The following is a 24,034-nucleotide window of genomic DNA, read 5'->3' on the forward strand; positions in this document are numbered from 1 at the left end:
CTTTTACCAGTATGCATTACCCGTACACACTCGTAAAAGCAGGCGTCAGACCCCCGAATGGCCGGAAACCATTCGGGGGTTTATTTATTTTAGATGCGAAACAGCATTTCGACCCACGGTCCGACCGTGCCACCGACCGTGCCGCTGTCCTACCCGCGAACCCACCCGACGTCCCTGGGTTGAACCCACGGTCCGACCGTGCCACCGACCGTGCCGCTGTCCTACCCGCGAACCCACCCGATGTCCCTGGGTTGAACCCACGGTCCGACCGTGCCACCGACCGTGCCACCGACCGTGCCACGTTCCCACCCACCACCCCACCCACACATCTAATCTAGCCAGTCGAAGGGGTTTAGAGGCCACTTATTCATATCTGCTTCTACTTTCTCTCCGCGTAGCTCCGTGCAAGATTTTGTAGGGACGTTGGCACGCGAGACATAGAGGTAGCGCTGATTCGGGCAGGCGTCATTTGCGAGGCCGCCGGTTTCGATGTCGACGAGGACGCCAGTGACGCCACTTGGAACATTGAAGGCGGTGCGAGCTTTTCCTTTATGCACGCTTTCCATAAACGTTGCCCAGATTTGTTTCGTCACGTGCGCGGCATTCGCGGTATCGACTTGCCGTCCTTCGTCAAAGCCGTTCCAGACGCCTGCGGTCACTTCCGGGCTAAAGCCAATAAAATACTGATCCGACAATGTCGTCCCGGATTTCGCAGCGTATTGCCGTCCGAGTTTCGGCGCAATCATGGAGCCTGTGACAGGAGAGTAATCGTTATAAACGGAATCAAAGACTCCGGTCATCATATGCGTCACTTGGAATGCATGCGCTTCTGAAATGGCTTGTTTTGATTTCGGTACCTCGTCCATCGCATCATAAATGACCGTGCCGTCTCGGTCTTTAATCTGCTTCACATAGCGCGCCGGTTGATAGTGGCCTAAATTCCGAATCGATGTATATGCATTGGTTAAATTAAGGAGAGACATTTCACTCGTCCCTAAGGCAGAAGCAGGGGCCTGTGTCACTTTCGCACCCGTATGGAATTGGTCCAGCACACGCTGGAAAGACGCATACCCGATTTCCTCGAGCGTTTTTACGGCATAGATATTATCAGAGATGGCGAGAGCTTGTGCCATCGAAATCGGATGGTCAGCAAACTTTCCGTTCACATTTTTCGGTGTATACGTCTTTCGTCCGTCGTCATAGGGAAACTTGGTGGCTCCCACATCTAAAAAGGTAAGCGGCGTAAATTTGTTCTCAAGTGCAGCGGCGTACAACAACGGTTTAATCGCAGAACCTGGTTGACGCTTTGCCTGTGTGACCCGGTTAAAAGGGCTTGTTGAAAAATCACGTCCACCTACTTGCGCCGTAACAAAGTGGCCATCCGCGTCCTGGCTCACAAATCCCACTTGCAGTTCGGAGACCGGCATCCACTGAGCAATCGCCTGTTCGGCTGCTTCTTGATAGGTAGGACGAAGAGCTGTTACAATCGTAAATCCACCCATCTCAAGATGATGCCCTTTTCGGTCGAGAATCTTCTCCGCTTCCTTCCGAGCCTCTTCCATATAATAAGGAGCCACTGCCGTTTCTTTTTGGGCATCCGTCAAAAATGTCACCGGTATATTTTTCGAGCGGATGTACAATTCTTCCGGAATCTTACCATCACTGCGCATTTCTGAAAGAACAAGTTGTTTCCGAGCCTCCGCCTTTTCCGGGTTAATAAAAGGAGAATACACACTCGGGCCTTTTGGAATCGCAGCTAATTGTGCCGCTTCTTCAAGGGTCAATACACTTGCGGACTTGCCGTAGTACGTCTGGCTTGCAGCTTCTACGCCGTAAGCTCCGTGCCCGAAATAAACGGTATTCAAATAGCCTTCCAAAATCGTTTTCTTGTCATACGCATGTTCAATCCGGTAGGCATACACCGCTTCTTTAATCTTGCGGCTCCAGGTCTTTTCATTGGTCAAAAATAAGGTACGAGCGTATTGCTGGGTAATGGTGCTCGCGCCTTGCACTTTTTTTCGTGCTTTCACGTCAGCCAACACCGCTCCAGCAATCCGCGTATAATCGAATCCGTTATGGTCATAAAATTCCTGATCTTCGATGGCGATAACGGCCATCGGGAGGTACGGGGACATGTCATCGAGCGTGATCCATTTGCGCCGTTCTTCGCTGTACCGTGTAGCTACCGGATTTTCCATCGTGTCCGTGTACGTATTTGCCGTAGGGACAGCGAGAATAGGAGGTCCCATAAGTAAAGTATGCCCGTGAAGTACTCCAAATCCTCCGCCTGCAATCCCGAGCAAGAAAAGGGACATAATTAATCCTTTTCGAAACCAGGACTTTCGTTTCTTTCTTCGTCGGATGTGTGCACGTTTCATGGACGTTTCCCTCCCTTTCCTCTAGTATGGAAATGGAACAGGCGAAATAAACGGAAAACAGTTGCACTTTTTGAAAAAACCTGTATAGTTTGTCTGTATTTTATTTTTTCACTAATGGAAGGAGATAGATAAATGAGCGGAAACTGGTATACAGAAAAGCAAACTGAAAACTTTGGAATTACGATGAAGATAAATAAAACGTTGCACGTTGAACAGACGGAGTGGCAATTCTTAGAGATGGCGGAAACAGCAGAATGGGGCAACATGTTGTTCCTTGACGGCATGGTCATGACATCTCAAAAAGATGAATTCGTTTACCACGAAATGGTGGCACATGTGCCATTGTTCACACACCCGAACCCAGAAAACGTACTTGTCGTTGGTGGAGGAGACGGTGGGGTTATTCGTGAAGTAATGAAACACCCGAAAGTGAAGAAAGCAACGCTAGTTGATATAGATGGAAAAGTCATCGAGTACTCAAAGAAATATCTACCGGAAATCGCTGGGGAACTCGACAACCCACGAGTAGAAGTTATCGTTGGCGACGGCTTCATGCACATTGCGAAATCGGAAAACGAATACGACGTTATTATGGTCGATTCAACAGAACCTATGGGACCTGCTGTAGACTTATTTACAAAAGGATTCTATGCGGGCATCCACAAAGCTCTTAAGGAAGACGGTCTATTCGTAGCACAGTCGGACAACCCGTGGTTCAAAGCGGACCTCATCAAACAAGTACAAAGTGATGTGAAGGAAATTTTCCCAATCACAAAATTGTACACAGCGAACATCCCAACCTACCCGTCAGGTCTATGGTGCTTCACGATTGGATCGAAAAAACATGATCCATTAGATGTTCCTGCTGAACAGTTCCATGACATCGACACAAAATACTACACAAAAGAACTTCACAGTGCCGCCTTCGTCTTGCCGAAATTTGTGAAGGACTTAGCAGGTGAATAAGATGAGATTTGATGAAGCCTATAGTGGAAACGTCTTTATTAAAAGTAAGCAGGATTACGAGAACGCGCAGGCGGTAATTTACGGCATGCCGATGGACTGGACCGTCAGTTACCGTCCGGGCTCACGCTTTGGCCCGCAGCGTATCCGTGAAGTATCAATTGGTCTTGAAGAGTACAGCCCGTACCTGGACCGCGAGTTAGACGACCTGAATTATTTCGACGCTGGAGACATCCCACTACCTTTTGGTAACGCGGAAAAGAGCCTTGAATTGATTGGGGGCTTCATTCGTCAACTTTTACAAGACGGCAAAGTGCCTGTCGGAATGGGCGGCGAGCACTTAGTGTCTTGGCCGGTCATGAAAGAAGTAGCAGCGGTTCACAAAGACCTTGCCATCATTCACATGGATGCACACACGGACCTACGCGTCGAGTATGAGGGGGAGCCTCTTTCTCACTCCACACCTATTCGTAAGATTGCCGAGCACATCGGGCCACACAACGTCTATTCATTCGGAATCCGTTCCGGAATGAAAGAAGAGTTCGAATGGGCAAAGGAAAACGGAATGGAAATCGCGAAGTTTGAAGTGTTAGAGCCACTAAAAAACGTGTTGCCAAAACTTGAAGGACGTCCGGTTTATGTAACAATTGACATTGACGTACTCGACCCAGCGCACGCGCCGGGAACAGGAACAGTGGACTGCGGCGGCATCACGAGCCGTGAACTACTGGCATCGATCCATGCAATCGCGAACTCTGGAGTCAACGTCGTCGGATTCGACCTTGTCGAAGTCGCACCAATCTACGACTCGTCCGAACAAACAGTCAACACCGCTTCCAAGCTGATTCGTGAAATGTTGTTAGGGTGGGTTAAGTAAGATTTAGATCTAGATGCGTAAGGCGTTCGTTCAGAAATATCGTGAAAACCGAGCGCACCAAATGAGGCGCTGTTTGCCTTTCTGGAGATCCCGTCTTAGTGAAGGGGTTTCTAGCGTTCGCAACTTGATTCCATCTAGATGCGGAGCAGGCTGTTCTGAAATTCTGTCAAATGCCAGCGTGGACAGGGAGGCGCCCTTTGCCTCAATGGACGCGATGGCATTTGGCATGGATTTCAAGCCTGCGCAACTCGATTACACCGAGATGTGGAGCGACCTGCTCCAGAAACGGATGGAATAGAGGGAGAGAATAGGGCGTTTCCTATTCTCTCCCTCTTTTTATATTTTGAGAAGAAGCACATGACGTCATGAATTGACCATTTCCACTTGTTTGGTATCAATCAAGCACCCATTTGGTATCATTGGAACCCGTGTTTGGGTCGATTAAGAGACCAAATCACTCTCATTCTTTTAGAAATCCTCAGGATGAGTTGGTTTTGGTATCAATAACCGCATCCTTTGGTATCAATGAGCCGCCTATTTGGGTCACTTGTCTTTTTCTACACCCTACTGAGATGACACTGCGACGACCCGGTTGGACCCAGGGGCGCCGAGTAGGAACGGGGGTAGGAAAGCGGGTGGGTTCGCGACACGGTCGAACCCAGGGTCGTCGAGTAGGAACACGGGTGGGAACGCGACAGTTCCAAGAGTTATTCTATGACTGGCAACAAACCAAGTCCCCGTTTTACTTGGCCGTTGCAGATATCGATTTCTTCAAAAAAAGTGAACGATGAGTATGGTCATCCGGTTGGAGATCTCGTACTGAAACAACTCGCATCGCGCTTGAAAGCAGAAATGAAGAGTCTTGGTGGAGTGGCTGCACGTATTGGAAGCGAAGAGTTTGCGGTGCTGCTTCCGGGGGAAGCGGAAGATGTGGTACAAGAAAATTTGGATGCGGTTCGGCATGCGATTGCCTCAAAAGACTTCACCATTTCCGATGACCTGTTGCTACCGATCACCATCAGTATTGGCGCAGCTGGTTTCCCGCGCCACAAAGAAACGCTCACAGAACTCTACAAAGCAGCAGACAACGAACTATATATCGCCAAACAGAGTGGTCGCAACTGTGTGCGCGTACGAAACGGGAATGCCCCTGTGCCATCAATTTAGAAAAGCGAAGAGTACACTTCCGGATTTTTCGCTTTTTTGAATTCCGGAATGACCGTCTCTTCACATTCACTTTAAAAAATCGTATACTTATAAGGTTATCTACAAAAAGTAAACAGAAGAAAAGAGGGCTTGAGATGACCGAACAGGCAGGGATTCCGATTCAGCTGAAGATTGTGTCAACCTTCAAGCATCCCGGTACCAAAATGACGCAAGATCGCACACGTGCTTCCGGCACGATGTATCATAGAGAACAAAAACGCTTCCTTCGCTTTGAAGAAGTCACGGAAGAAGTCACCCAGACACTCGTGAAGTTTGAAGGCTCTGGAGGATTCATACGACGGCGTGGCGTCGCGGATATGCGTATTGAATTCGAACTCGGTCGTAAGACAAAAGGACATTACACGATGCATGGCCATACGATGCCACTCGAGGTGTTCACGAATCGAATCGTCCATACAGAAGGACACGACCTGATTGAATATTCCCTATATCAAGACAACCAAAAAATGGGCGATTACACTATCGACTATCACTATACGGAGGTAACGGAATGAATGCTGTTGAACAAGTACAACAATCCATTAAAGATGCAATAAAAGCAGCGGTTGCCGCAACCGGACTCGCGGGCGACCAAGAAGTTGAGGTTCATTTAGAAGCACCTCGCGTGAAAGAGAACGGTGACTACGCAACAAACGTAGCAATGCAGTTAACCAAAATTGCGAAACAAAATCCACGTGCTATCGCAGAACAGATCTTGGCAAACCTTCAAACCGAAGGCACACCCATTGATTCTATGGAAATTGCAGGGCCTGGATTCATCAACATCCGCACAAAAAAAGACTACTTACAACAAGTCGTCAACACCGCGTTCACGGCAGGTTCTGCCTACGGACGTAGTGACGCAGGCGAAGGCGAGAAAGTTCAAGTCGAGTTCGTATCGGCCAACCCAACAGGCGACCTTCACTTAGGACACGCACGTGGGGCTTCTGTCGGAGATTCGTTATGTAACGTCCTTGATTTTGCTGGCTACGACGTGAGCCGCGAGTACTATATTAATGATGCCGGAAACCAAATTCACAACTTGGCACTATCTCTTGAAGCGCGATATTTCCAGGCACTTGGTCAAGACAAAGAGATGCCAGAAGATGGCTACCATGGTCAAGATATCATCGACATGGCAAACGCTCTAGTTGAAGCGGATGGCGACAAATATACATCTCTATCGGACGAAGCGCGCTATGACTTCTTCCGCCAGTTTGGCTTGAAGAAAGAGCTTGAAAAATTACAGACGGACCTGGCTGACTTCCGCGTGAACTTCGACGAATGGTTCTCAGAAACGTCTCTTTACGAGAACGGTAAAATTGACGTCGCACTTGATAAGTTACGTGCAAATGGTCACATCTACGAAGAAGAAGGCGCGACCTGGTTCCGCTCAACGACGTTTGGCGATGACAAAGACCGCGTGCTGATCAAGCAGGACGGCAGCTACACGTACTTGACGCCGGACCTTGCGTATCATGAAGACAAAATCAACCGTGGTTTTGAAAAACTGATCAACATCTGGGGCGCTGACCATCACGGCTACATCCCTCGTATGAAAGCAGCAATCCAAGCATTGGGTTATGACCGCGACACATTAGAAGTCAGCGTCATCCAAATGGTGCAGCTGTATAAAGACGGCGAAAAGATGAAGATGAGTAAACGGACAGGAAAAGCCGTGACAATGCGTGAATTAGTAGAAGAAGTGGGCTTAGATGCTGTTCGTTATTTCTTCGGTATGCGTTCAGGCGATTCCCACATGGACTTTGACCTGGATCTCGCCGTTTCTCAATCGAATGAAAACCCTGTGTATTACGCACAGTACGCACACGCGCGTATTTGTTCGATTCTTCGTGCAGCAGACGAACAAGGAGTTTCGGCAACTGTCGAGCACCTGAACTTGCTGACGGATGAAAAAGAAGAAGACCTAATGAAAAAAATCGGCGACTTCCCGCAAGTGGTGGCAGATGCAGCGAAACTTCGCTCGCCACACCGTGTGGCGACGTACATTCAAGAACTGGCTGCAAACTTCCACAGTTTCTATAATGCCAACAAAGTATTGGATCCGGAAGCGCCAGAATTAACATCTGCTCGTTTAGCATTAATTTCTGCGACACGCCAGACACTTGAAAACGCATTAAAATTATTAGGGGTTTCCGCTCCTGAGAAAATGTAGTACGATACACTTAATACAACAAGGTGCTCAAGTAACGGATTGCTTGAGGTAAAAGGGAAGCTGGTGAAAGTCCAGCACGGTCCCGCCACTGTAAGCGACCACGGTCGTAAGCCAGGAAACCTGCCTTGTTGAATGCGCCGTGAACCTACGAGGATGGGTTGGGGAAAATCGGATATTTCTATGCTTTCTTGCCGGTTTATACCTAGTTTTACCCGTTTTCCCTGTAGGGGAAGGCGGGTTTTTTTACATACTATATCGAGGAAGAAGGCGTACAGAAATGAAAAAGTGGTTAATCAGTTTACTCGCAGTCATGCTATTGGCAGGATGTACCGAAGAAACTCAGGAGACACAAACTCCGGAAACAGAGACAGAAGACGTAGCATCAGAAGATGTAGCATCAGGAGATAGTGAAGTCACATTCCCACTAACCGTGACAGACAGTGTAGGTAACGAAGTGACGATTGAAGAAGCTCCGGATTCGATTATTTCGATGATTCCAAGTAATACAGAAATCTTGTTTGCGCTCGGTCTAGACGAAGAAGTTGTCGGCGTGACGGATTACGACAATTATCCGGAAGCAGCTACGACAAAAGAAAAGATTGGCGCGTTTGAGTTTAATATTGAAAAAATGACGGCCCTTCAACCGGACTTGATTTTAGCACATGAATCCAGCTGGTCTACTGCTGAAGCAGGCCTTCAGCCGTTAATAGATGCTGGTGTACCAATTTATGTCGTCGACAATGCGATGAGCTTTGAAGATACTTATGGCACGATTGAAGCTATTGGTGCTGTAACAGGCAAAGCGGAAGAAGCGGCAACGATTGTGAGTGACATGCAAGCCCAAGTCGAGGAAATTACGGCGCAACTTGAAGCCGTAGAAACAAAGAAGACCGTGTTTATCGAATCGTCAGGCGACCCTGAAATCTATACGGCTGGACAAGGGACATTGATGCAGGAACTGCTTGACCGTATTAACGCGGAAAACTTAGTAGCGGACCAAGAAGGTTGGCTCCTGATGAACGGGGAAGAGATTGTATCTCGCAACCCGGACGTCATCGTATTGACGTATAATTACATTGAAAATGCTGTTGATGCTGTTAAGGCGCGTCCTGGTTTTGATCAAATCACAGCCGTTCAGCAAGACGCAGTTGTCCAAGTAAATGAAGACATCGTGACACGTCCGGGGCCACGTCTTGCAGAAGCTTTACAAGAGCTTGCGCGTGCAGTGTACCCAGAAGTCATGAATGACTAAAAGACCGCTCGGCTGGATTGTATCGCTCTTGCTGCTCGCGCTCTCGTTTTGGCTTGGCATCTCCATCGGTGCTGTCCAGATTCCACTGAGTACACTGTGGGGAGGGAGCGAGGATACAACAGCTACAACGATTGTCTGGAATATCCGGATGCCTCGCGTCTTCCTGGCAGCCCTTGTGGGAGCGGCGTTAGCAGTAGCAGGAGCCTCTTTCCAGGCACTTTTGAAAAACCCACTCGCCGACCCTTACACTTTAGGTGTTTCTTCCGGTGCCTCGGTCGGTGCTGTGGCTACCTTATTTTTTGGATTATCGATTCCGTTTGTTGGCATGTTTACACTCCCGCTTCTTAGTATGGTGGGGGCACTGGTGACACTTCTTCTCGTCTTGACATTTGCGCGTGCGATGGATAAATCGCTACGTATGGAGACGATCATTCTAACGGGAATCATCACGAGTTCCTTTTTCGGTGCGATGATTTCCTTAATGATTGCACTGACAGGAGAGGAACTGCGTCAAATTATTGGTTGGTTACTTGGAAGTGTCGCTATGCGGACGTGGGTCCATGTCCAAATGATCGCGCCTTTCGTTGTTGTTGCAGGAGGCTGGCTCTTGTTCCGGGCGCGTGATTTAAACGCGCTTCAGCTCGGAGAAGACCGTGCGCACCACTTAGGTGTGAATGTGGCCCTCGTGAAAAAGGAAGTCCTGATTGGTGGGTCGGTGTTAACCGGTGCAGCAGTTGCCGTATCAGGTACGATTGGGTTTGTTGGACTCGTCGTTCCTCACATGACTCGGCTTTTGTTTGGGGCGGACAATCGACATGTGTTGCCGCTCAGTATGATCAACGGCGCATCGTTACTTATTTTATGTGACCTGGTCGCCCGGACGATCATTGAACCGACAGAACTGCCGATTGGTGTAATGACGGCACTACTCGGTGCCCCAGTCTTTGCGTGGATCTTCTTTCGCCAACGAACGAAAGGAGCGAGATAGATGCTACATGTCGAAAACGTCAGCGGTGGGTATACGTTTCCAATCTTGAAAGACGTCTCCTTTCATTTGGCTCCCGGACAGATTCTTGGGGTCCTTGGTCCCAACGGAAGTGGGAAGTCGACTCTTCTGAAGCTCGTAAGTGGCATTTTGAAGCCGGAAGCGGGCACGGTGACTATTGCAGGAAAAGAGTTGGCTTCGTACCGTGCGAAGCAACTCGCAAAAGTAATGGCGGTGCTTCCTCAACTGCATCCGCAAGCGTTCGGGATGACGGTGAAAGAAGTCGTTGCGCTCGGTCGTTATCCGCACCAATCCGGACTGTTCTCCAGTTGGTCAAATGAAGACGAAGCGGCTGTTGTGGAGGCGATGCGTACAACGCAAGTGACACGCTATGCAGAACAAGAAATCACGTCACTATCAGGTGGAGAACAACAGCGAGTATTTGTCGCGCAGGCGCTGGCTCAAAAAGCCCCATTACTCTTACTCGATGAACCGACGAACCACTTGGATATTGCGCACCAAAAGCAACTCCTTGATACACTTCGGGGGTATGTACAAGCGGAAGGTATCGCCGTTGTCAGTGTGTTTCACGATATCAACCTCGCATCCCTTTACTGTGATCAATTGCTGTTACTGCAAGATGGGAAAGTATATGCGTGCGGGGAACCGCATGAAGTGATTGAAAAAGCGAAACTAGAACACGTCTATGAAACGCTCTTAGAAGTCGCGCCGCATCCGGTCGAACCGAAACCGCAAATGACGCTCCTTCCAAAAGAATCGGCGGACACGGCTACAACCATTCGCAAAGAAGATATACAAATAGAGGACAATACTGTCGTCTACCATTCTGAACGGCCTCTCCGCGTGGTTTCTTCTGCCGTGTTGAATCCCGGATTTGGATGGTACCGCACACTGATCAACCGTCAAGTCGATCCAACTTATGGGCATAGCGATGTAACGTCCGAGATGAAAGACTTTGTACGAAGTCGCGGATGGGTCTCAACAGAAACCGTTGCCCAAATGACGGCAGTCGATGTGCATCAAGCAGTCATTGAAGAATATAGTGGAGACTATGGGTCCCTTCTCATCATGGTGACAGCGGGGATTGGGAATGCCATGGATGTGTCACGGGCACATGAAGTGCGGTCGTTGCCATCAATTGGTACAATCAACACATGGATCCTGATCAATGGACATGTTTCAGACGAAGCGTTCATCGAAGCGATGATGACCGCAACGGAAGCGAAGACGAAAGCTCTGGCGGAAGAACACGTTCTCGATAACCGCACGGGGACACTCGCAACCGGTACACCAACGGACAGTCTTGTCATTGCGGCGACGCAACGAGGACCGTTCAGTCCGTACGGTGGACCCGTCACGGAACTCGGAAAAGCCATCGGGCGTGCCGTGGTCTCGTGCACTCGACAAGCCATTCGACAGTATCAACAGGCACATGGGGAGGAATCATCGTGAAAATTTACACGAAAACAGGGGACAAAGGCCAAACCAGTTTAATTGGCGCACGTGCAGATAAAGATGATTTACGCATTGAAACGTACGGCACGATTGATGAAGCAAATTCATTTATCGGCAAAGCAGTGACGGAGCTTGAGGAAGAGAAGTTCTCGGATATTTTGCGTGACTTGGAAGCCATCCAACACGAACTGTTTGATTGTGGAGGCGATTTGGCTGTCGTGACGAAAGTCCGGAATTACAAGTTAACCGAAGAGCCGATCACGATTCTGGAAGCCCGCATTGACGAACTGATGGAAGAAGGACCAGCACTTGAACGCTTCATCCTACCAGGAGGGACTCCAGCTGCTGCGACACTACATATCGCGCGCACCGTCGCACGCCGTGCGGAACGTCAGATGGTCTCCCTTATGAAGCAACATGATGACGTCCCAGTCATCGTTCAGAAATACTTAAACCGCCTATCCGACTACCTATTCGCCGCTGCTCGTGTCGTCAACGCCCGCTCCGGTGTATCAGATATCGAATACATCCGCGGCGCAAAGGTATTCCATACAGATAAAGAATCGAAATAATATGCAATTAATCTAGCCAGTTCTCGTTATAACAGACGAAAGCTGGTTTTTTCTATGGGACACCAACATAGACAGTCCAACAGGCACCCACCGTGCGGTTCGAATTAACTAGAGTCGGAAACGCTTCGATGGTCTCACATATTTAAAAGAACTAGTTGGGTATAATGGAAAAGACTAGTAGGGAGGTCGGTAGAGATGAAAAAATATGCATGGTTACTTGCTGCGAGCTTATTACTCGCTGCTTGTACAGACGAATCACAGCCGGTTGAAGAAGAGACACCGGTGACAAGCGATCAAGTGGAAGACACAGAAACCACTGATGACGCAGAAGCGGCTGCTGAAGACAAAGAGGAAGAAGATGCTGCTTCGGAAGAGACGACAGAAGAACTCTCTTGGGATGAGCAGATCTTATCCGAAGAAGGGAAGAATCAGCTTCTCTCCGGTCAGGTTCTTGGAACGAATCTAGAAATCGGTTCGTCACTTGCAGATGTGGAAGCAGAACTGGGCACACCAGATACTGAGGACTTCTTAGCTGGTGCTCCACTTAAATCGTACGGCAACATCCATATTGCTCACTTGATGGACGAAGAAGAAGTCGTCGCATTCCACTTGTCATTCGACGAGCCAGTGGCGATTGAAAACATTCATGAGGCATGGGGCGAACCAACTGAAATAGAGCCGATGGAGATTGACGACATCATTGAAGCGCATACGTACCAAGGGGACGGCTATGTTGCTTCATTCACATTGACTTCGGGCAGTCCAGACGAAGTTCACAGTGTGCATATCAGCAAAACGAACGAATAACTAGAATTACAAACTTGAAGTGCCCGCAGCGAAGGCTGCGGGTTTATTTCTAGTAAGGGCTTGGGCAGCTAAGATTTAGGGACTTCCCCGTCGACAGCTGGGCAGACTCAATTTTGCAGTATGGACCGGGGAATGAGCCTCTATGGACCGGGTAATATGCTCGAACGGACCTGTTGAGTTAATCAAATCGACCCCTACCATTCGAATGGACCGGTCAAGATGCTCGAATGGACCTGGTAAACCGCTACAATGGACCGGGTAGCTGCACGAAATGGACCTTACCCTCCGCCGCTCTCTTAAAAACCCCTTGACTGAACGCTCATTCATTTTTATACTAAAACTAATACTTTCTTTCTTCGAATAGCGTTGTTATGCTTACGAGTAAGATCGAATTTCATCTTAGAGGGGGAGAAGAAATTGAGTCCGCTATTAATTGCTAACTGGATCTTATTCATTGCCGTCACGGGCTATGCACTCTACCTGTTTGGTTACCTGTTGAAGACGCGGTACAGCTATATTCAGCTTGGTAAAAAAGTAGAGTTTGAAGACAACATCAAAGAACGTCTTCGCAAAATTTGGGTGTATGTATTTGGACAAAAGAAATTATTGAAGGATAAGAAAAGTGGAACGATTCACGTTATGTTCTTCTACGGGTTCCTGCTTGTACAACTTGGAGCCATCGACTTCATTTGGAAAGGTTTGAAACCGGATTCACACTTGCCACTTGGCCCGTTGTACCCGATTTTCACTTTCTTTACGGAGATTGTCACATTGGTGATCTTAGTTGCCGTGGTTTGGGCATTCTATCGCCGTTACGTTGAAAAATTAACACGCTTAAAACGTGGATGGAAGAGCGGACTTGTCCTGATCTTCATCGGCGGACTGATGGTTTCCGTACTTATCGGAAACGGGATGAACATGATCTGGCATGACCACGCTGGAACATGGACAGAACCTGTCGCATCAAGCATTGCGACAATCTTTGGATTCATCGGTCCAACAGCTGCAGCTGTCGTGTTCTTCCTCATGTGGTGGGCACACTTACTCTTCCTACTCACATTCTTAGTGTACGTGCCGCAATCGAAGCACTTCCACTTGATCACAGGTCCTGCAAACGTCTACTTCCACCGTCTAGATAACGTCGGTCGTCTCCGCCCAATCAACTTCAATATGGATGAAGAAGACGAAGACAATCCGGAAGCGGAAGAAGAAATGCCGTCATTTGGTGTCGGTCGCATTCAGGACTTTACACAAGCACAGATGATCGACTTCTATGCATGTGTGGAATGTGGGCGCTGTACAAACATGTGTCCAGCAACAGGGACAGGGAAAATGCTGTCACCGATGGACCTCATCACGAAACTTCGTGACCATTTAACGTTCACAGGCGCTGTAGAAACCAAAACAAAGCCTTGGGTACCTGCTCTTGCGTTCAACGGGACAAAAGGAAATCAATTGGCTATGGCTGCTGGAGCTGAAGGTGCTGTCATTGAAGACATCTACAGCCCGTCCTTGATTGGGGACGTCATCACAGAAGAAGAAATATGGGCATGTACAACTTGTCGTAACTGTGAAGACCAGTGTCCAGTAATGAATGAGCACGTGGATAAAATTATTGACCTTCGTCGTTACCTTGTCATGACTGAAGGACGCATGGACAAAGATGCCCAGCGCGCGATGACGAACATCGAAAAGCAGGGAAATCCATGGGGACTAAACCGTAAAGAAAAAGAAAACTGGAGAGATGCTCGTCCAGACATCGCAATCCCTACTGTAAAAGAAGCAGACAAATCAGGAGAAGGCTTCGAATACTTATTCTGGGTTGGCGCGATGGGGTCATTCGATAGCCGCTCACAAAAAATTGCTCTTGCATTCGCTCACTTGATGAACGAAGCAGGCGTCAAATTCGCTATCCTAGGAAACAAAGAAAAGAACTCCGGAGACACACCACGTCGTCTCGGAAATGAATTCTTGTTCCAAGAGCTTGCGGAAGCCAATGTGAAAGAATTTGAAAAAGCAGGCGTGACGAAGATTGTTACTATTGATCCGCACGCATATAATATCTTTAAAAATGAATACAGTGATTTCGGTTGGTCAGGCGAAGTGCTTCACCATACAGAAATGCTATTTGATTTAGTGCAACAAGGCCGTTTGAAACCGCAACACGCAGTCAATGAAACCATCACGTTCCACGATTCGTGTTACCTCGGCCGGTATAATGACGTCTACGATCCACCACGTGAAATCTTGAAATCCATTCCAGGCGTCAAGCTTGTGGAAATGGAACGTAACCGCGAAACAGGCATGTGCTGTGGAGCCGGCGGTGGAATGATGTGGATGGAAGAGCACGTGGGGAACCGCGTGAACGTTGCTCGTACAGAGCAAGCGCTTGCTGTAAATCCTTCGGTGATCTCGTCCGGATGTCCATACTGCTTAACGATGTTATCGGATGGAACGAAGGCGAAAGAAGTCGAAGAAACAGTGGGCACATACGATGTGGCAGAGCTTCTTGAGTTATCGGTATTTGGCGAAATGCAGCCACCGACAGCGGAAGAAGAAGTCGAGCCAGTACTTCAGTAAGTATTGCAATTCGTCAGACTTTTCGCTAAACTAAGGCTAACTAAAGGGAGTGTTTTTTGCACTCCCTCTCTTTATGAAAACTTGTCGAGCGAGCGTTCAGTCACCTTCTCTAGATGTGGAGCAGGCTGGTCTGAAATTCTGTCAAATGACAGCGTGGACAGCGAATCGCTCTTTGATTCAATGGCCGCGATGGCATTTGGCACGGATTTCAAGTCTGCGAAACTCGATAATTCTAAAAGTGAATCAGGCTGATCCAGAAATGCCGAAAAAATCAGGCGGACCCATTGAGGCGTCCTTTGCCTCGGTGGGAGCGAATGATTTTAGAGTGTATTTCTAGCCTGAGCAACTAGACACCAAGAAAAGTGAATCAGGCTGATCCAGGATTTCATGACTTAACGTAAATTGTAAGCGATTACACATTACACATTACACATAGAGGAGTGCTAAAGATGAGTAAAACGGTTATTTTAGCAGGGGCACGTACCGCATTTGGAAAGTTTAGTGGAGGACTTAGTTCGTTATCCGCTTCCGATTTAGGAGGTCACGCAATCAAAGCCGCACTTGACCGTGCAGGCATCCAGCCGGAGCAAGTCGATGAAGTCATTATGGGAACGGTATTACAAGCCGGACAAGGCCAGATTCCATCACGGCAAGCAGCACATAAAGCGGGCATTCCGTGGAATGTCAAAACCGAGACGATCAACAAAGTATGTGCATCAGGGATGCGCAGTATCTCACTTGGTGACCAAATCATTCGTCTTGGTGAAGAACACCTCATCGTAGCTGGCGGCATGGAGTCCATGTCGAATGCACCGTACTATCTTCCAAAAGCACGCGAAGGATTCCGTATGGGAGACGCACAAGTGGTCGACGGTATGGTCTATGACGGTCTGTCCTGTTCGTTCCACCCGAAAAATGTCCATATGGGGACTTACGGAAACGAAACAGCCGCAACCTTTGATATCTCACGTGACAAGCAAGATGAATGGGCAGCCCGCTCCCATGAACGTGCGTTAAAAGCGATAGAGAACGGTCGTTTTGCAGAAGAGATTACACCAATTGAGGTTCCGCAGCGAAAAGGCGATCCAATCACAGTCGATACCGACGAAGCACCACGCCCAGGGACGACGAAGGAAGTCCTTTCCGGGTTACGCCCTGCATTTGGCAAAGAAGGAACGATCACTGCCGGAAACGCACCAGGTGTGAATGACGGTGCATGTGCAGTTGTCCTCGCTTCAGAAGAAAAAGCAAACGAACTGGGCATCAAGCCACTCGCAACGATTATTGGTCATGCGGAAGTGGGTGTGGCACCTGAAGAATTCCCGCAAACCCCAGGGCTTGTGATCAATACGCTTCTTGAAAAGTACGGCAAGTCGATAGAAGACATCGACCTCATTGAAATCAACGAAGCGTTCGCAGCGGTAGCCCTTGTAAGTAACCAAATTGCAGGTCTGGATGAATCAAAAGTGAACGTTAACGGAGGCGCAGTGGCGCTTGGTCACCCAATCGGTGCGTCAGGTGCTCGTATTGTCTACACCCTTGCTCTTGAACTTCAAAAGCGAGGCGGTGGACTTGGGATTGCAGCCATCTGTTCAGGTGGCGGTCAAGGGGACGCCATCTTACTCGAAGTTCCAAAAAACTAATTTTTAAAACAGAAAGAGGGACCCAACTTGGTTATTCAAAAAGTACTCGTTATCGGCGCAGGACAAATGGGATCAGGAATCGCGCAAGTCTGTGCGCAAGCAGGATTTGATGTGAAACTAAACGACCGGGCGGAAGAGTTTTTCGAGCGCGGACTCGCAACCATCACAAAGAATTTATCACGTGACGTTGAAAAAGGACGTAAGACAGAAGACGAGAAATCGGAAATCTTGGGGCGCATTACAAAGTCACTGGATATTAACGATGCGAGCGACGTCGACATCGTCATTGAAGCGGCAGTCGAGAACATGGAAATCAAGCAGCAGATCTTTAAACAGCTGGACGAAATTACACCAAAACACGCGATTTTAGCGACAAACACCTCGTCCCTTCCGATTACAGAGATTGCGGCAGTGACCAATCGTCCGGAACAAGTGATTGGGATGCACTTCATGAATCCCGTCCCAGTGATGAAGCTCGTTGAAATCATTCGTGGACTCGCAACATCGGATGAAGTGTACAGAGACATTGAAGAGATGACGAAGAAGCTGAGCAAAGTGCCAGTGGAAGTGAACGACTTCCCAGGTTTCGTATCAAACCGTATTTTGATGCCGATGATCAACGAAGCGATCTACGCGTTGTATGAGGGTGTGGCAACGAAAGAAGCAATTGATGATGTCATGAAACTTGGCATGAACCACCCGATGGGGCCTCTGCAACTAGCAGACTTCATTGGTCTAGATACGTGCCTTTATATCATGGAGATCTTGCACGACGGTTTTGGCGACAGCAAGTACCGTCCATGTCCGCTCCTTCGTAAGTATGTGAAGGCTGGCTGGCTAGGGAAGAAGTCAGGACGAGGATTCTACGTATACGAGTAAGGAGCAAACACGATGGAACTAAGATTTACTGAAGAACAAATGATGATGCGCAACATGGTTCGCGACTTTGCAACGAAGAAGATTGCTCCGTTTATCGAAGAAATGGAAAAAGGTCACTTCCCGAAAGAAATCGTCAAAGAAATGGGCGACCTCGGGTTGATGGGAATTACGATTCCGGAAGAATACGGCGGCGCAGGGATGGATTTTACAAGTTATATCATCGCAATCAATGAGCTATCGAAAGTATCGGCGACGGTTGGGGTTATCTTGTCAGTGCATACGTCAGTTGGGACGAACCCAATCCTCTACTTCGGGACGGAAGAGCAGAAACAAAAGTATATACCTAAACTAGCAAGTGGAGACTACCTAGGGGCGTTCTGTCTGACAGAACCAGCAGCAGGTAGCGATGCCGGAGCATTGAAGTCCCGTGCAGTAAAAGACGGAGCTCACTACGTCATCAACGGATCAAAAGTGTTTATCACGAATGGTGGCGAAGCGGATGTGTACATCGTATTTGCCAACACGGATCCAGAAAAAGGGGCACGCGGGATATCTGCATTTATTGTCGAGAAAGACACACCAGGCTTCATCGTCGGAAAAGACGAAGAGAAGATGGGGCTTCATGGGTCACGCACGGTGCAGTTGACGTTTGAAGATATGCGCGTACCGGCAGAGAACCTTCTCGGGAATGAAGGAGAAGGGTTTAAAATTGCCCTGGCGAACCTTGAGGTGGGTCGAATTGGGATTGCGGCACAAGCGCTCGGCATTGCGGAAGCAGCACTCGACGAGTCGGTCGCTTATTCCATGGAGCGTAAACAGTTCGGGAAACCGATTGTGGCGAACCAAGGGGTAGGATTTAAGCTAGCAGATATGGCTACCGCTGTCGAAGCTTCTCGTTTACTCATCTACCGCGCTGCTAACTTGCGAACAGAAGGCAAGCCATGTGGCCAGGAAGCATCGATGGCGAAACTGTTCAGTACCAAAACAGCAGTCGATGTGACGATTGAGGCCATTCAAGTATTCGGTGGCTATGGCTATACAGAAGAGTATCCGGTGGAGCGTTTGTTCCGGGATGCCAAAGTAACAGAGATCTACGAAGGTACATCAGAAATTCAAAAAATAGTTATCAGCAAACATCTTACTAACTAAAAAGGCGGGAATGAGAATGAACTTTCAACTTTCAGAAGAACATGAAATGATTCGTAAAATGGTACGCGATTTCGCGGAAAAAGAAGTGGCACCAACAGCAGCAGAGCGCGACGAGAACGAGAGCTTTGATCGCAAAATTTTCGATCAAATGGCGGAACTGGGCCTTGCAGGGATTCCATGGCCAGAAGAGTACGGCGGAGCAGGAATGGACTATCTTGCATACGTAATCGCAGTCGAAGAGCTATCACGTGTTTGTGCGTCTACTGGGGTTACATTATCTGCGCACACGTCACTTGCAGGATGGCCTATTTATAAATTCGGAAACGAAGAGCAGAAGCAAAAATTCCTTCGACCGTTGGCGGAAGGGTCACAAATCGGAGCGTATTGCTTAACCGAGCCAGGTTCAGGTTCGGATGCGGGTGGCATGAAGACGACAGCGAAACTAGATGGCGATGAGTACGTGATCAATGGTTCGAAAATCTTCATCACAAACGGCGGCATTGCAGGCATCTACATCGTGTTTGCCGTGACGGATCCGGAATCGAAGCATAAAGGAACTTCCGCATTCATCGTAGAAGCAAGCACACCAGGCTTCTCCGTCGGAAAGAAAGAAAAAAAACTCGGCATTCGTTCATCACCAACAACGGAAGTTATTTTCGACAACTGCCGCGTACCAAAAGAAAACCTGTTAGGTGAAGAAGGTCAAGGCTTCATCATCGCGATGAAAACACTTGATGGCGGTCGTAACGGAATCGCAGCACAAGCCGTCGGTATCGCACAAGGTGCACTTGACGCAGCAGTCACGTACTCGAAAGAGCGCGTTCAGTTTGGGAAGCCGATCGTTGCGAACCAAGGGGTATCGTTCAAGCTTGCGGATATGGCAACAGCAACGGAAGCGTCTCGTCTACTGACGTACCAAGCAGCGTGGCTAGAGTCGAACAATCTTCCATACGGTCAAGCTTCTGCAATGGCGAAACTGATGGCGGGTGACACGGCAATGAAAGTATCGACTGAAGCTGTTCAAGTATTCGGTGGCTACGGCTACACGAAAGACTATCCTGTCGAGCGCTACATGCGTGATGCAAAAATTACACAAATTTACGAAGGTACGCAAGAAATCCAGCGTCTTGTGATTTCGCGTAACTTGACGAAATAAATGACGGAAGGAAAGCATCTCGTCCAGACGTCGGTGAAGGATGAGCAGCTCATCCAGAAACGCCGGCAGCAAATGATTGCAGCGGGGGTCAAGCTCTTCAAAGAGAAGGGCTTCCACCGCACCACGACACGGGAAATTGCGAAAGAAGCAGGCTTTAGCATCGGCACGTTATACGAGTACATTCGCACAAAAGAAGATGTACTGTATCTTGTCTGTGACGGCATTTATGACGAAGTGTTTGCGCGTATCGAATCGGTCGGCGCGAAAAACGGCACGATTGATGAATTGAAATCCGCCATTCGCTATTACTACAGCGTCATCCATGAAATGCAAGACGAGTTCGTTGTCATGTACCAGGAGACGAAGTCGCTTCCGAAAGAATCGCTCCAGTACGTGCTGAGGAAAGAAGAGGAGATGACAGCCATCTTCCGGGGAATCTTGAAGAGCTGTGTGGAGTCCGGTGAGCTCACCCTTTCCGGTCCGGAAGTGGAGTTGTACGCACACACGATTTTCACGCAAGGTCAGATGTGGGCGTTTCGCCGCTGGGCACTGCATAAAAACTATTCGATTGATGAGTTCACAGACCTGCAAGTGGCATTCATCTTGCGCGGTCTAGGCGTAACAAAGGGGGAGAACTAAGTGGCACAAGTAGAAATCTACCGTCCGGCCAATCCGGTTCGGTTTGTAACGGCATCGAGTCTATTTGACGGGCATGATGCATCGATCAATATCATGCGTCGTATCCTGCAAGCAAGCGGGGTCGAGGTCATACACCTTGGGCACAACCGCTCAGTGGAGGAAGTCGTCAATGCGGCGATTCAAGAAGACGTCCAGGGGATTGCGATTTCTTCGTATCAGGGAGGACACGTCGAATACTTTAAATACATGAAAGATTTGTTGAATGAAAAAGGCGCACCGCATATCCGCATTTACGGCGGCGGGGGCGGAGTTATTCTTCCGAAAGAGATCAAAGAACTTCATGCATACGGAATCAGTGGCATCTTTTCGCCAGAAGACGGACGTAAACTCGGTCTTCAAGGGATGATCAACCGGATGATTGCAGAATGTGATGTACCATCGCCTCCTGAAGGAGCCTTGGCTTTACTCGAAGAGACATCTGCTGACACCCCGGAGAAGCTCGCACTTCTCATTACGGTAGCAGAAGAGGCGGCACTGACGGGCGCGGAAGAAGCAAAACAACTCATTGAAGTGGCTCGCACAAAGTCAAAAGGTACGCCGGTTCTTGGGATTACGGGGACAGGTGGCGCAGGGAAAAGTTCATTAACCGATGAATTGATCCGCCGTTTCTTGACGGAACTTCCGGAAAAACGCGTCGCGATTCTATCGATCGACCCGACGAAACAAAAGACAGGTGGCGCACTTCTTGGTGACCGCATCCGCATGAACGCCATCTTCAACAAACGTGTATTTATGCGTTCGCTCGCAACACGCGGATCTCGTACCGAATTATCCGGCGCAATCAAAGATGTGTTAGACGTAGTGAAAACAGCTGGTTACGACTTGATCATCGTTGAGACAAGCGGAATCGGACAAGGGGACGCAGAAATCACGACGATTTCAGACTTGTCGATGTACGTCATGACAAGCGAGTTCGGTGCCCCATCTCAGCTTGAGAAAATCGATATGATTGATTTTGCAGACCTGATTGTTATCAATAAGTTTGAACGCAAAGGCTCAGAAGACGCGCTTCGCCAAGTGCAGAAGCAGTACCAGCGTAGCCGCGAGTTATGGCACGACAACCTCGATACGATGCCTGTCTACGGCACCATCGCGAGTCAGTTCAACGACAAAGGCACGAACGCGTTGTTCGCGGCACTCGTTGCGAAAATCAATGAGAAAGTTGGTTTGGATTGGACGACGTCGTATGAAGAATTTGCGAAGACGCAAAAGCAGAACGTCATCATTCCAAATGACCGTCGCTACTACTTGCGCGAACTCACCGACACGGTACGAGGTTACCATACAAAGTCTGAGAAACAAGTGGACGTCGCACGTCGCTTGTTCCAATTAGAAGGCGCACTTGCGGCAGTGAGAGAAGCGGACAGTGAAGAGCTCCTCGTTCAGGCACTCGAAACACTGATCGACAAGGCGAAAAATGAATTAACAGCGGAATCGAAACAAATCCTTGAGAACTGGGAAGCGCTAAAAGAAGCGTATTCTGGGGACGAGTTCGTAACGAAAGTCCGAGATAAAGAGATTCGTACCATCTTGCGGATAGAGAGCCTTTCCGGGCTAAAAATCCCGAAAGTGGCACTCCCGAAATTTAAAGATTACGGCGAAATCTTGCGCTGGGCGTATAAAGAAAACGTCCCAGGCTCATTCCCGTACACAGCAGGTGTATTCCCGTTCAAACGTGAAGGGGAAGATCCAAAACGTCAATTTGCTGGGGAAGGGACGCCGGAACGTACGAATCGTCGTTTCCACTACTTATCAAAAGACGACACAGCAAAGCGTCTATCGACAGCATTTGACTCTGTGACACTTTATGGAGAAGACCCAGACCACCGTCCGGATATTTACGGGAAAGTTGGGGAGTCGGGAGTAAACATCTGCACGCTAGATGACATGAAGAAGCTCTATGACGGATTCGACCTTTGTGCCCCGTCGACCTCTGTATCGATGACAATCAATGGTCCGGCCCCGATCATCTTGGCAATGTTCATGAACACAGCGATCGACCAGCAAGTGAAAAAGCGTGAGGAAGAACTCGGCCGCACCTTAACCGTAGAAGAGTTCACAGAAGTTCGCGAAGGCACGCTACAAGTCGTTCGTGGGACTGTGCAAGCAGATATCTTAAAAGAAGACCAAGGACAAAACACATGTATCTTCTCAACAGAGTTCGCTCTCCGTATGATGGGCGATATCCAGCAGTACTTCATCGACCACAAAGTACGCAACTACTATTCGGTATCGATTTCTGGCTACCACATCGCGGAAGCGGGCGCGAACCCAATTTCTCAGCTTGCCTTCACATTATCGAATGGCTTCACGTATGTGGAGTATTACCTGAGCCGCGGAATGCATATTGACGATTTCGCTCCGAACTTGTCGTTCTTCTTCTCGAACGGTCTGGATCCGGAATACACAGTCATCGGCCGCGTGGCTCGTCGCATCTGGGCAGTCGCAATGCGCGAGAAATACGGCGCAAACGAGCGTTCTCAGAAACTGAAGTACCACGTCCAGACATCGGGCCGCAGCTTGCACGCGCAGGAAATCGACTTCAACGATATCCGCACGACGCTTCAAGCGTTGATGGCCTTGCAGGATAACTGTAACTCGCTTCACACGAATGCGTATGACGAAGCGATTACGACACCAACAGAAGAATCGGTGCGCCGCGCGATGGCAATACAGATGATCATTACGAAAGAACACGGTCTATCGAAAAACGAGAACCCGCTACAAGGCGCGTTCATCATTGAAGAACTCACGGACCTTGTGGAAGAAATGGTTCTTCAAGAATTCGACCGCATGAATGACCGCGGCGGCGTGCTTGGTGCCATGGAAACGCAGTACCAACGCGGCAAGATTCAAGAAGAATCGATGCACTATGAAATGAAAAAACACACAGGCGAACTCCCAATCATCGGTGTCAACACGTATCTGAACCCGAACCCGGCATCAGAAGACGACATCGACAACATGGAAATCGCACGTGCGTCTACCGAAGAAAAAGAAATCCAAATCACGAATTTACGCAGTTTCCAAAACTCCCATGCAGATGCTGCCGAAGCAGCCCTCACGCGACTCAAAGACGTGGCGAAGACGGGTGGCAACATCTTCGAAGAGCTCATGAACACTGTTAAAGTCGCGAGCCTCGGTCAAATCACCAACGCCCTGTACGAAGTAGGCGGGCAGTATCGGAGAAATATGTAACACCTAGATGTGGAAGATGCCTGGCGACGGGCATCTTT

The 24,034-nt window shown here is 48.8% G+C and carries 19 protein-coding genes and 1 riboswitch; of the genes, 18 read left to right on the forward strand and 1 reads right to left on the reverse strand.

Features of this window, described 5'->3' with window-relative positions:
• The first annotated feature begins 11 nt into the window (after nucleotides 1-11).
• A complete protein-coding gene (locus tag ACFO0S_RS03245) occupies nucleotides 12-338 on the forward strand; it encodes a hypothetical protein (RefSeq protein WP_378140124.1) in 327 nt (108 codons plus the stop codon).
• Here the strand turns inward: ACFO0S_RS03245 and ACFO0S_RS03250 are convergent.
• The gene (locus ACFO0S_RS03250; protein WP_378140126.1) at nucleotides 330-2,378 is read right to left on the reverse strand and encodes a transglycosylase domain-containing protein; all 2,049 of its coding nucleotides are present in this window, start codon (nucleotides 2,376-2,378) and stop codon (nucleotides 330-332) included. The two genes, ACFO0S_RS03245 and ACFO0S_RS03250, sit on opposite strands and share 9 nt — an antisense overlap.
• A 132-nt stretch (nucleotides 2,379-2,510) precedes the next feature.
• Here ACFO0S_RS03250 and speE point away from each other — a divergent pair, with 132 nt between their 5' ends.
• From speE to icmF, 17 genes are all read left to right on the forward strand, one after another.
• The gene (gene speE, locus ACFO0S_RS03255) at nucleotides 2,511-3,344 is read left to right on the forward strand and encodes a polyamine aminopropyltransferase (protein ID WP_378140128.1); all 834 of its coding nucleotides are present in this window, start codon (nucleotides 2,511-2,513) and stop codon (nucleotides 3,342-3,344) included.
• Nucleotide 3,345: 1 nt separating this feature from the next.
• Complete coding sequence (gene speB / locus ACFO0S_RS03260; protein ID WP_378140131.1) at nucleotides 3,346-4,218, forward strand: agmatinase; 873 nt, start codon at nucleotides 3,346-3,348, stop codon at nucleotides 4,216-4,218.
• Between the two features lie 714 nt (nucleotides 4,219-4,932).
• Nucleotides 4,933-5,385, forward strand: a complete 453-nt coding sequence (locus tag ACFO0S_RS03265) for a GGDEF domain-containing protein (RefSeq protein ID WP_378140133.1) — start codon at nucleotides 4,933-4,935, stop codon at nucleotides 5,383-5,385.
• Nucleotides 5,386-5,519: 134 nt separating this feature from the next.
• The gene (locus ACFO0S_RS03270) at nucleotides 5,520-5,939 is read left to right on the forward strand and encodes a YwiB family protein (RefSeq protein WP_378140135.1); all 420 of its coding nucleotides are present in this window, start codon (nucleotides 5,520-5,522) and stop codon (nucleotides 5,937-5,939) included.
• A complete protein-coding gene (argS, locus tag ACFO0S_RS03275; protein ID WP_378140137.1) occupies nucleotides 5,936-7,600 on the forward strand; it encodes an arginine--tRNA ligase in 1,665 nt (554 codons plus the stop codon). Before ACFO0S_RS03270 ends, argS begins: the two co-directional genes overlap by 4 nt.
• A 4-nt stretch (nucleotides 7,601-7,604) precedes the next feature.
• Nucleotides 7,605-7,742: riboswitch (cobalamin riboswitch) on the forward strand.
• A 135-nt stretch (nucleotides 7,743-7,877) separates the two neighbouring features.
• Entirely contained in the window at nucleotides 7,878-8,852 is a 975-nt protein-coding gene (locus tag ACFO0S_RS03280; protein WP_378140139.1) for an ABC transporter substrate-binding protein, read from the forward strand.
• Complete coding sequence (locus ACFO0S_RS03285; protein WP_378140141.1) at nucleotides 8,845-9,840, forward strand: FecCD family ABC transporter permease; 996 nt, start codon at nucleotides 8,845-8,847, stop codon at nucleotides 9,838-9,840. The genes ACFO0S_RS03280 and ACFO0S_RS03285 overlap by 8 nt, the downstream gene beginning before the upstream one ends.
• Entirely contained in the window at nucleotides 9,841-11,310 is a 1,470-nt protein-coding gene (locus ACFO0S_RS03290; RefSeq protein WP_378140143.1) for an adenosylcobinamide amidohydrolase, read from the forward strand.
• Complete coding sequence (locus ACFO0S_RS03295; protein ID WP_378140145.1) at nucleotides 11,307-11,885, forward strand: cob(I)yrinic acid a,c-diamide adenosyltransferase; 579 nt, start codon at nucleotides 11,307-11,309, stop codon at nucleotides 11,883-11,885. The genes ACFO0S_RS03290 and ACFO0S_RS03295 overlap by 4 nt, the downstream gene beginning before the upstream one ends.
• Before the next feature lie 195 nt (nucleotides 11,886-12,080).
• On the forward strand, nucleotides 12,081-12,692 hold the full coding sequence (locus ACFO0S_RS03300; protein WP_378140147.1) for a hypothetical protein: 612 nt from the start codon (nucleotides 12,081-12,083) through the stop codon (nucleotides 12,690-12,692).
• A gap of 417 nt (nucleotides 12,693-13,109) precedes the next feature.
• Nucleotides 13,110-15,272 (forward strand): heterodisulfide reductase-related iron-sulfur binding cluster, encoded by a 2,163-nt coding sequence (locus tag ACFO0S_RS03305; RefSeq protein ID WP_378140149.1) that lies wholly within the window; start codon nucleotides 13,110-13,112, stop codon nucleotides 15,270-15,272.
• A gap of 449 nt (nucleotides 15,273-15,721) precedes the next feature.
• Nucleotides 15,722-16,915, forward strand: a complete 1,194-nt coding sequence (locus ACFO0S_RS03310; protein WP_378140151.1) for an acetyl-CoA C-acetyltransferase — start codon at nucleotides 15,722-15,724, stop codon at nucleotides 16,913-16,915.
• A 27-nt stretch (nucleotides 16,916-16,942) separates the two neighbouring features.
• The gene (locus ACFO0S_RS03315; RefSeq protein WP_378140153.1) at nucleotides 16,943-17,794 is read left to right on the forward strand and encodes a 3-hydroxybutyryl-CoA dehydrogenase; all 852 of its coding nucleotides are present in this window, start codon (nucleotides 16,943-16,945) and stop codon (nucleotides 17,792-17,794) included.
• 12 nt (nucleotides 17,795-17,806) lie between these two features.
• Nucleotides 17,807-18,943, forward strand: a complete 1,137-nt coding sequence (locus tag ACFO0S_RS03320) for an acyl-CoA dehydrogenase (RefSeq protein ID WP_378140155.1) — start codon at nucleotides 17,807-17,809, stop codon at nucleotides 18,941-18,943.
• Nucleotides 18,944-18,959: 16 nt separating this feature from the next.
• Nucleotides 18,960-20,099 carry an acyl-CoA dehydrogenase gene (locus ACFO0S_RS03325; RefSeq protein WP_378140157.1) on the forward strand — a complete coding sequence of 380 codons (1,140 nt, stop codon included), beginning with the start codon at nucleotides 18,960-18,962 and terminating at the stop codon, nucleotides 20,097-20,099.
• Complete coding sequence (locus ACFO0S_RS03330; RefSeq protein WP_378140159.1) at nucleotides 20,100-20,738, forward strand: TetR/AcrR family transcriptional regulator; 639 nt, start codon at nucleotides 20,100-20,102, stop codon at nucleotides 20,736-20,738. It abuts the gene before it with no gap.
• Nucleotides 20,739-23,996 carry a fused isobutyryl-CoA mutase/GTPase IcmF gene (icmF, locus tag ACFO0S_RS03335; protein WP_378140161.1) on the forward strand — a complete coding sequence of 1,086 codons (3,258 nt, stop codon included), beginning with the start codon at nucleotides 20,739-20,741 and terminating at the stop codon, nucleotides 23,994-23,996.
• Nucleotides 23,997-24,034: the final 38 nt, after the last annotated feature.

This window comes from Chryseomicrobium palamuruense (genome assembly GCF_042649045.1).
Classification (GTDB): Bacteria; Bacillota; Bacilli; order Bacillales_A; family Planococcaceae; genus Chryseomicrobium; species Chryseomicrobium palamuruense.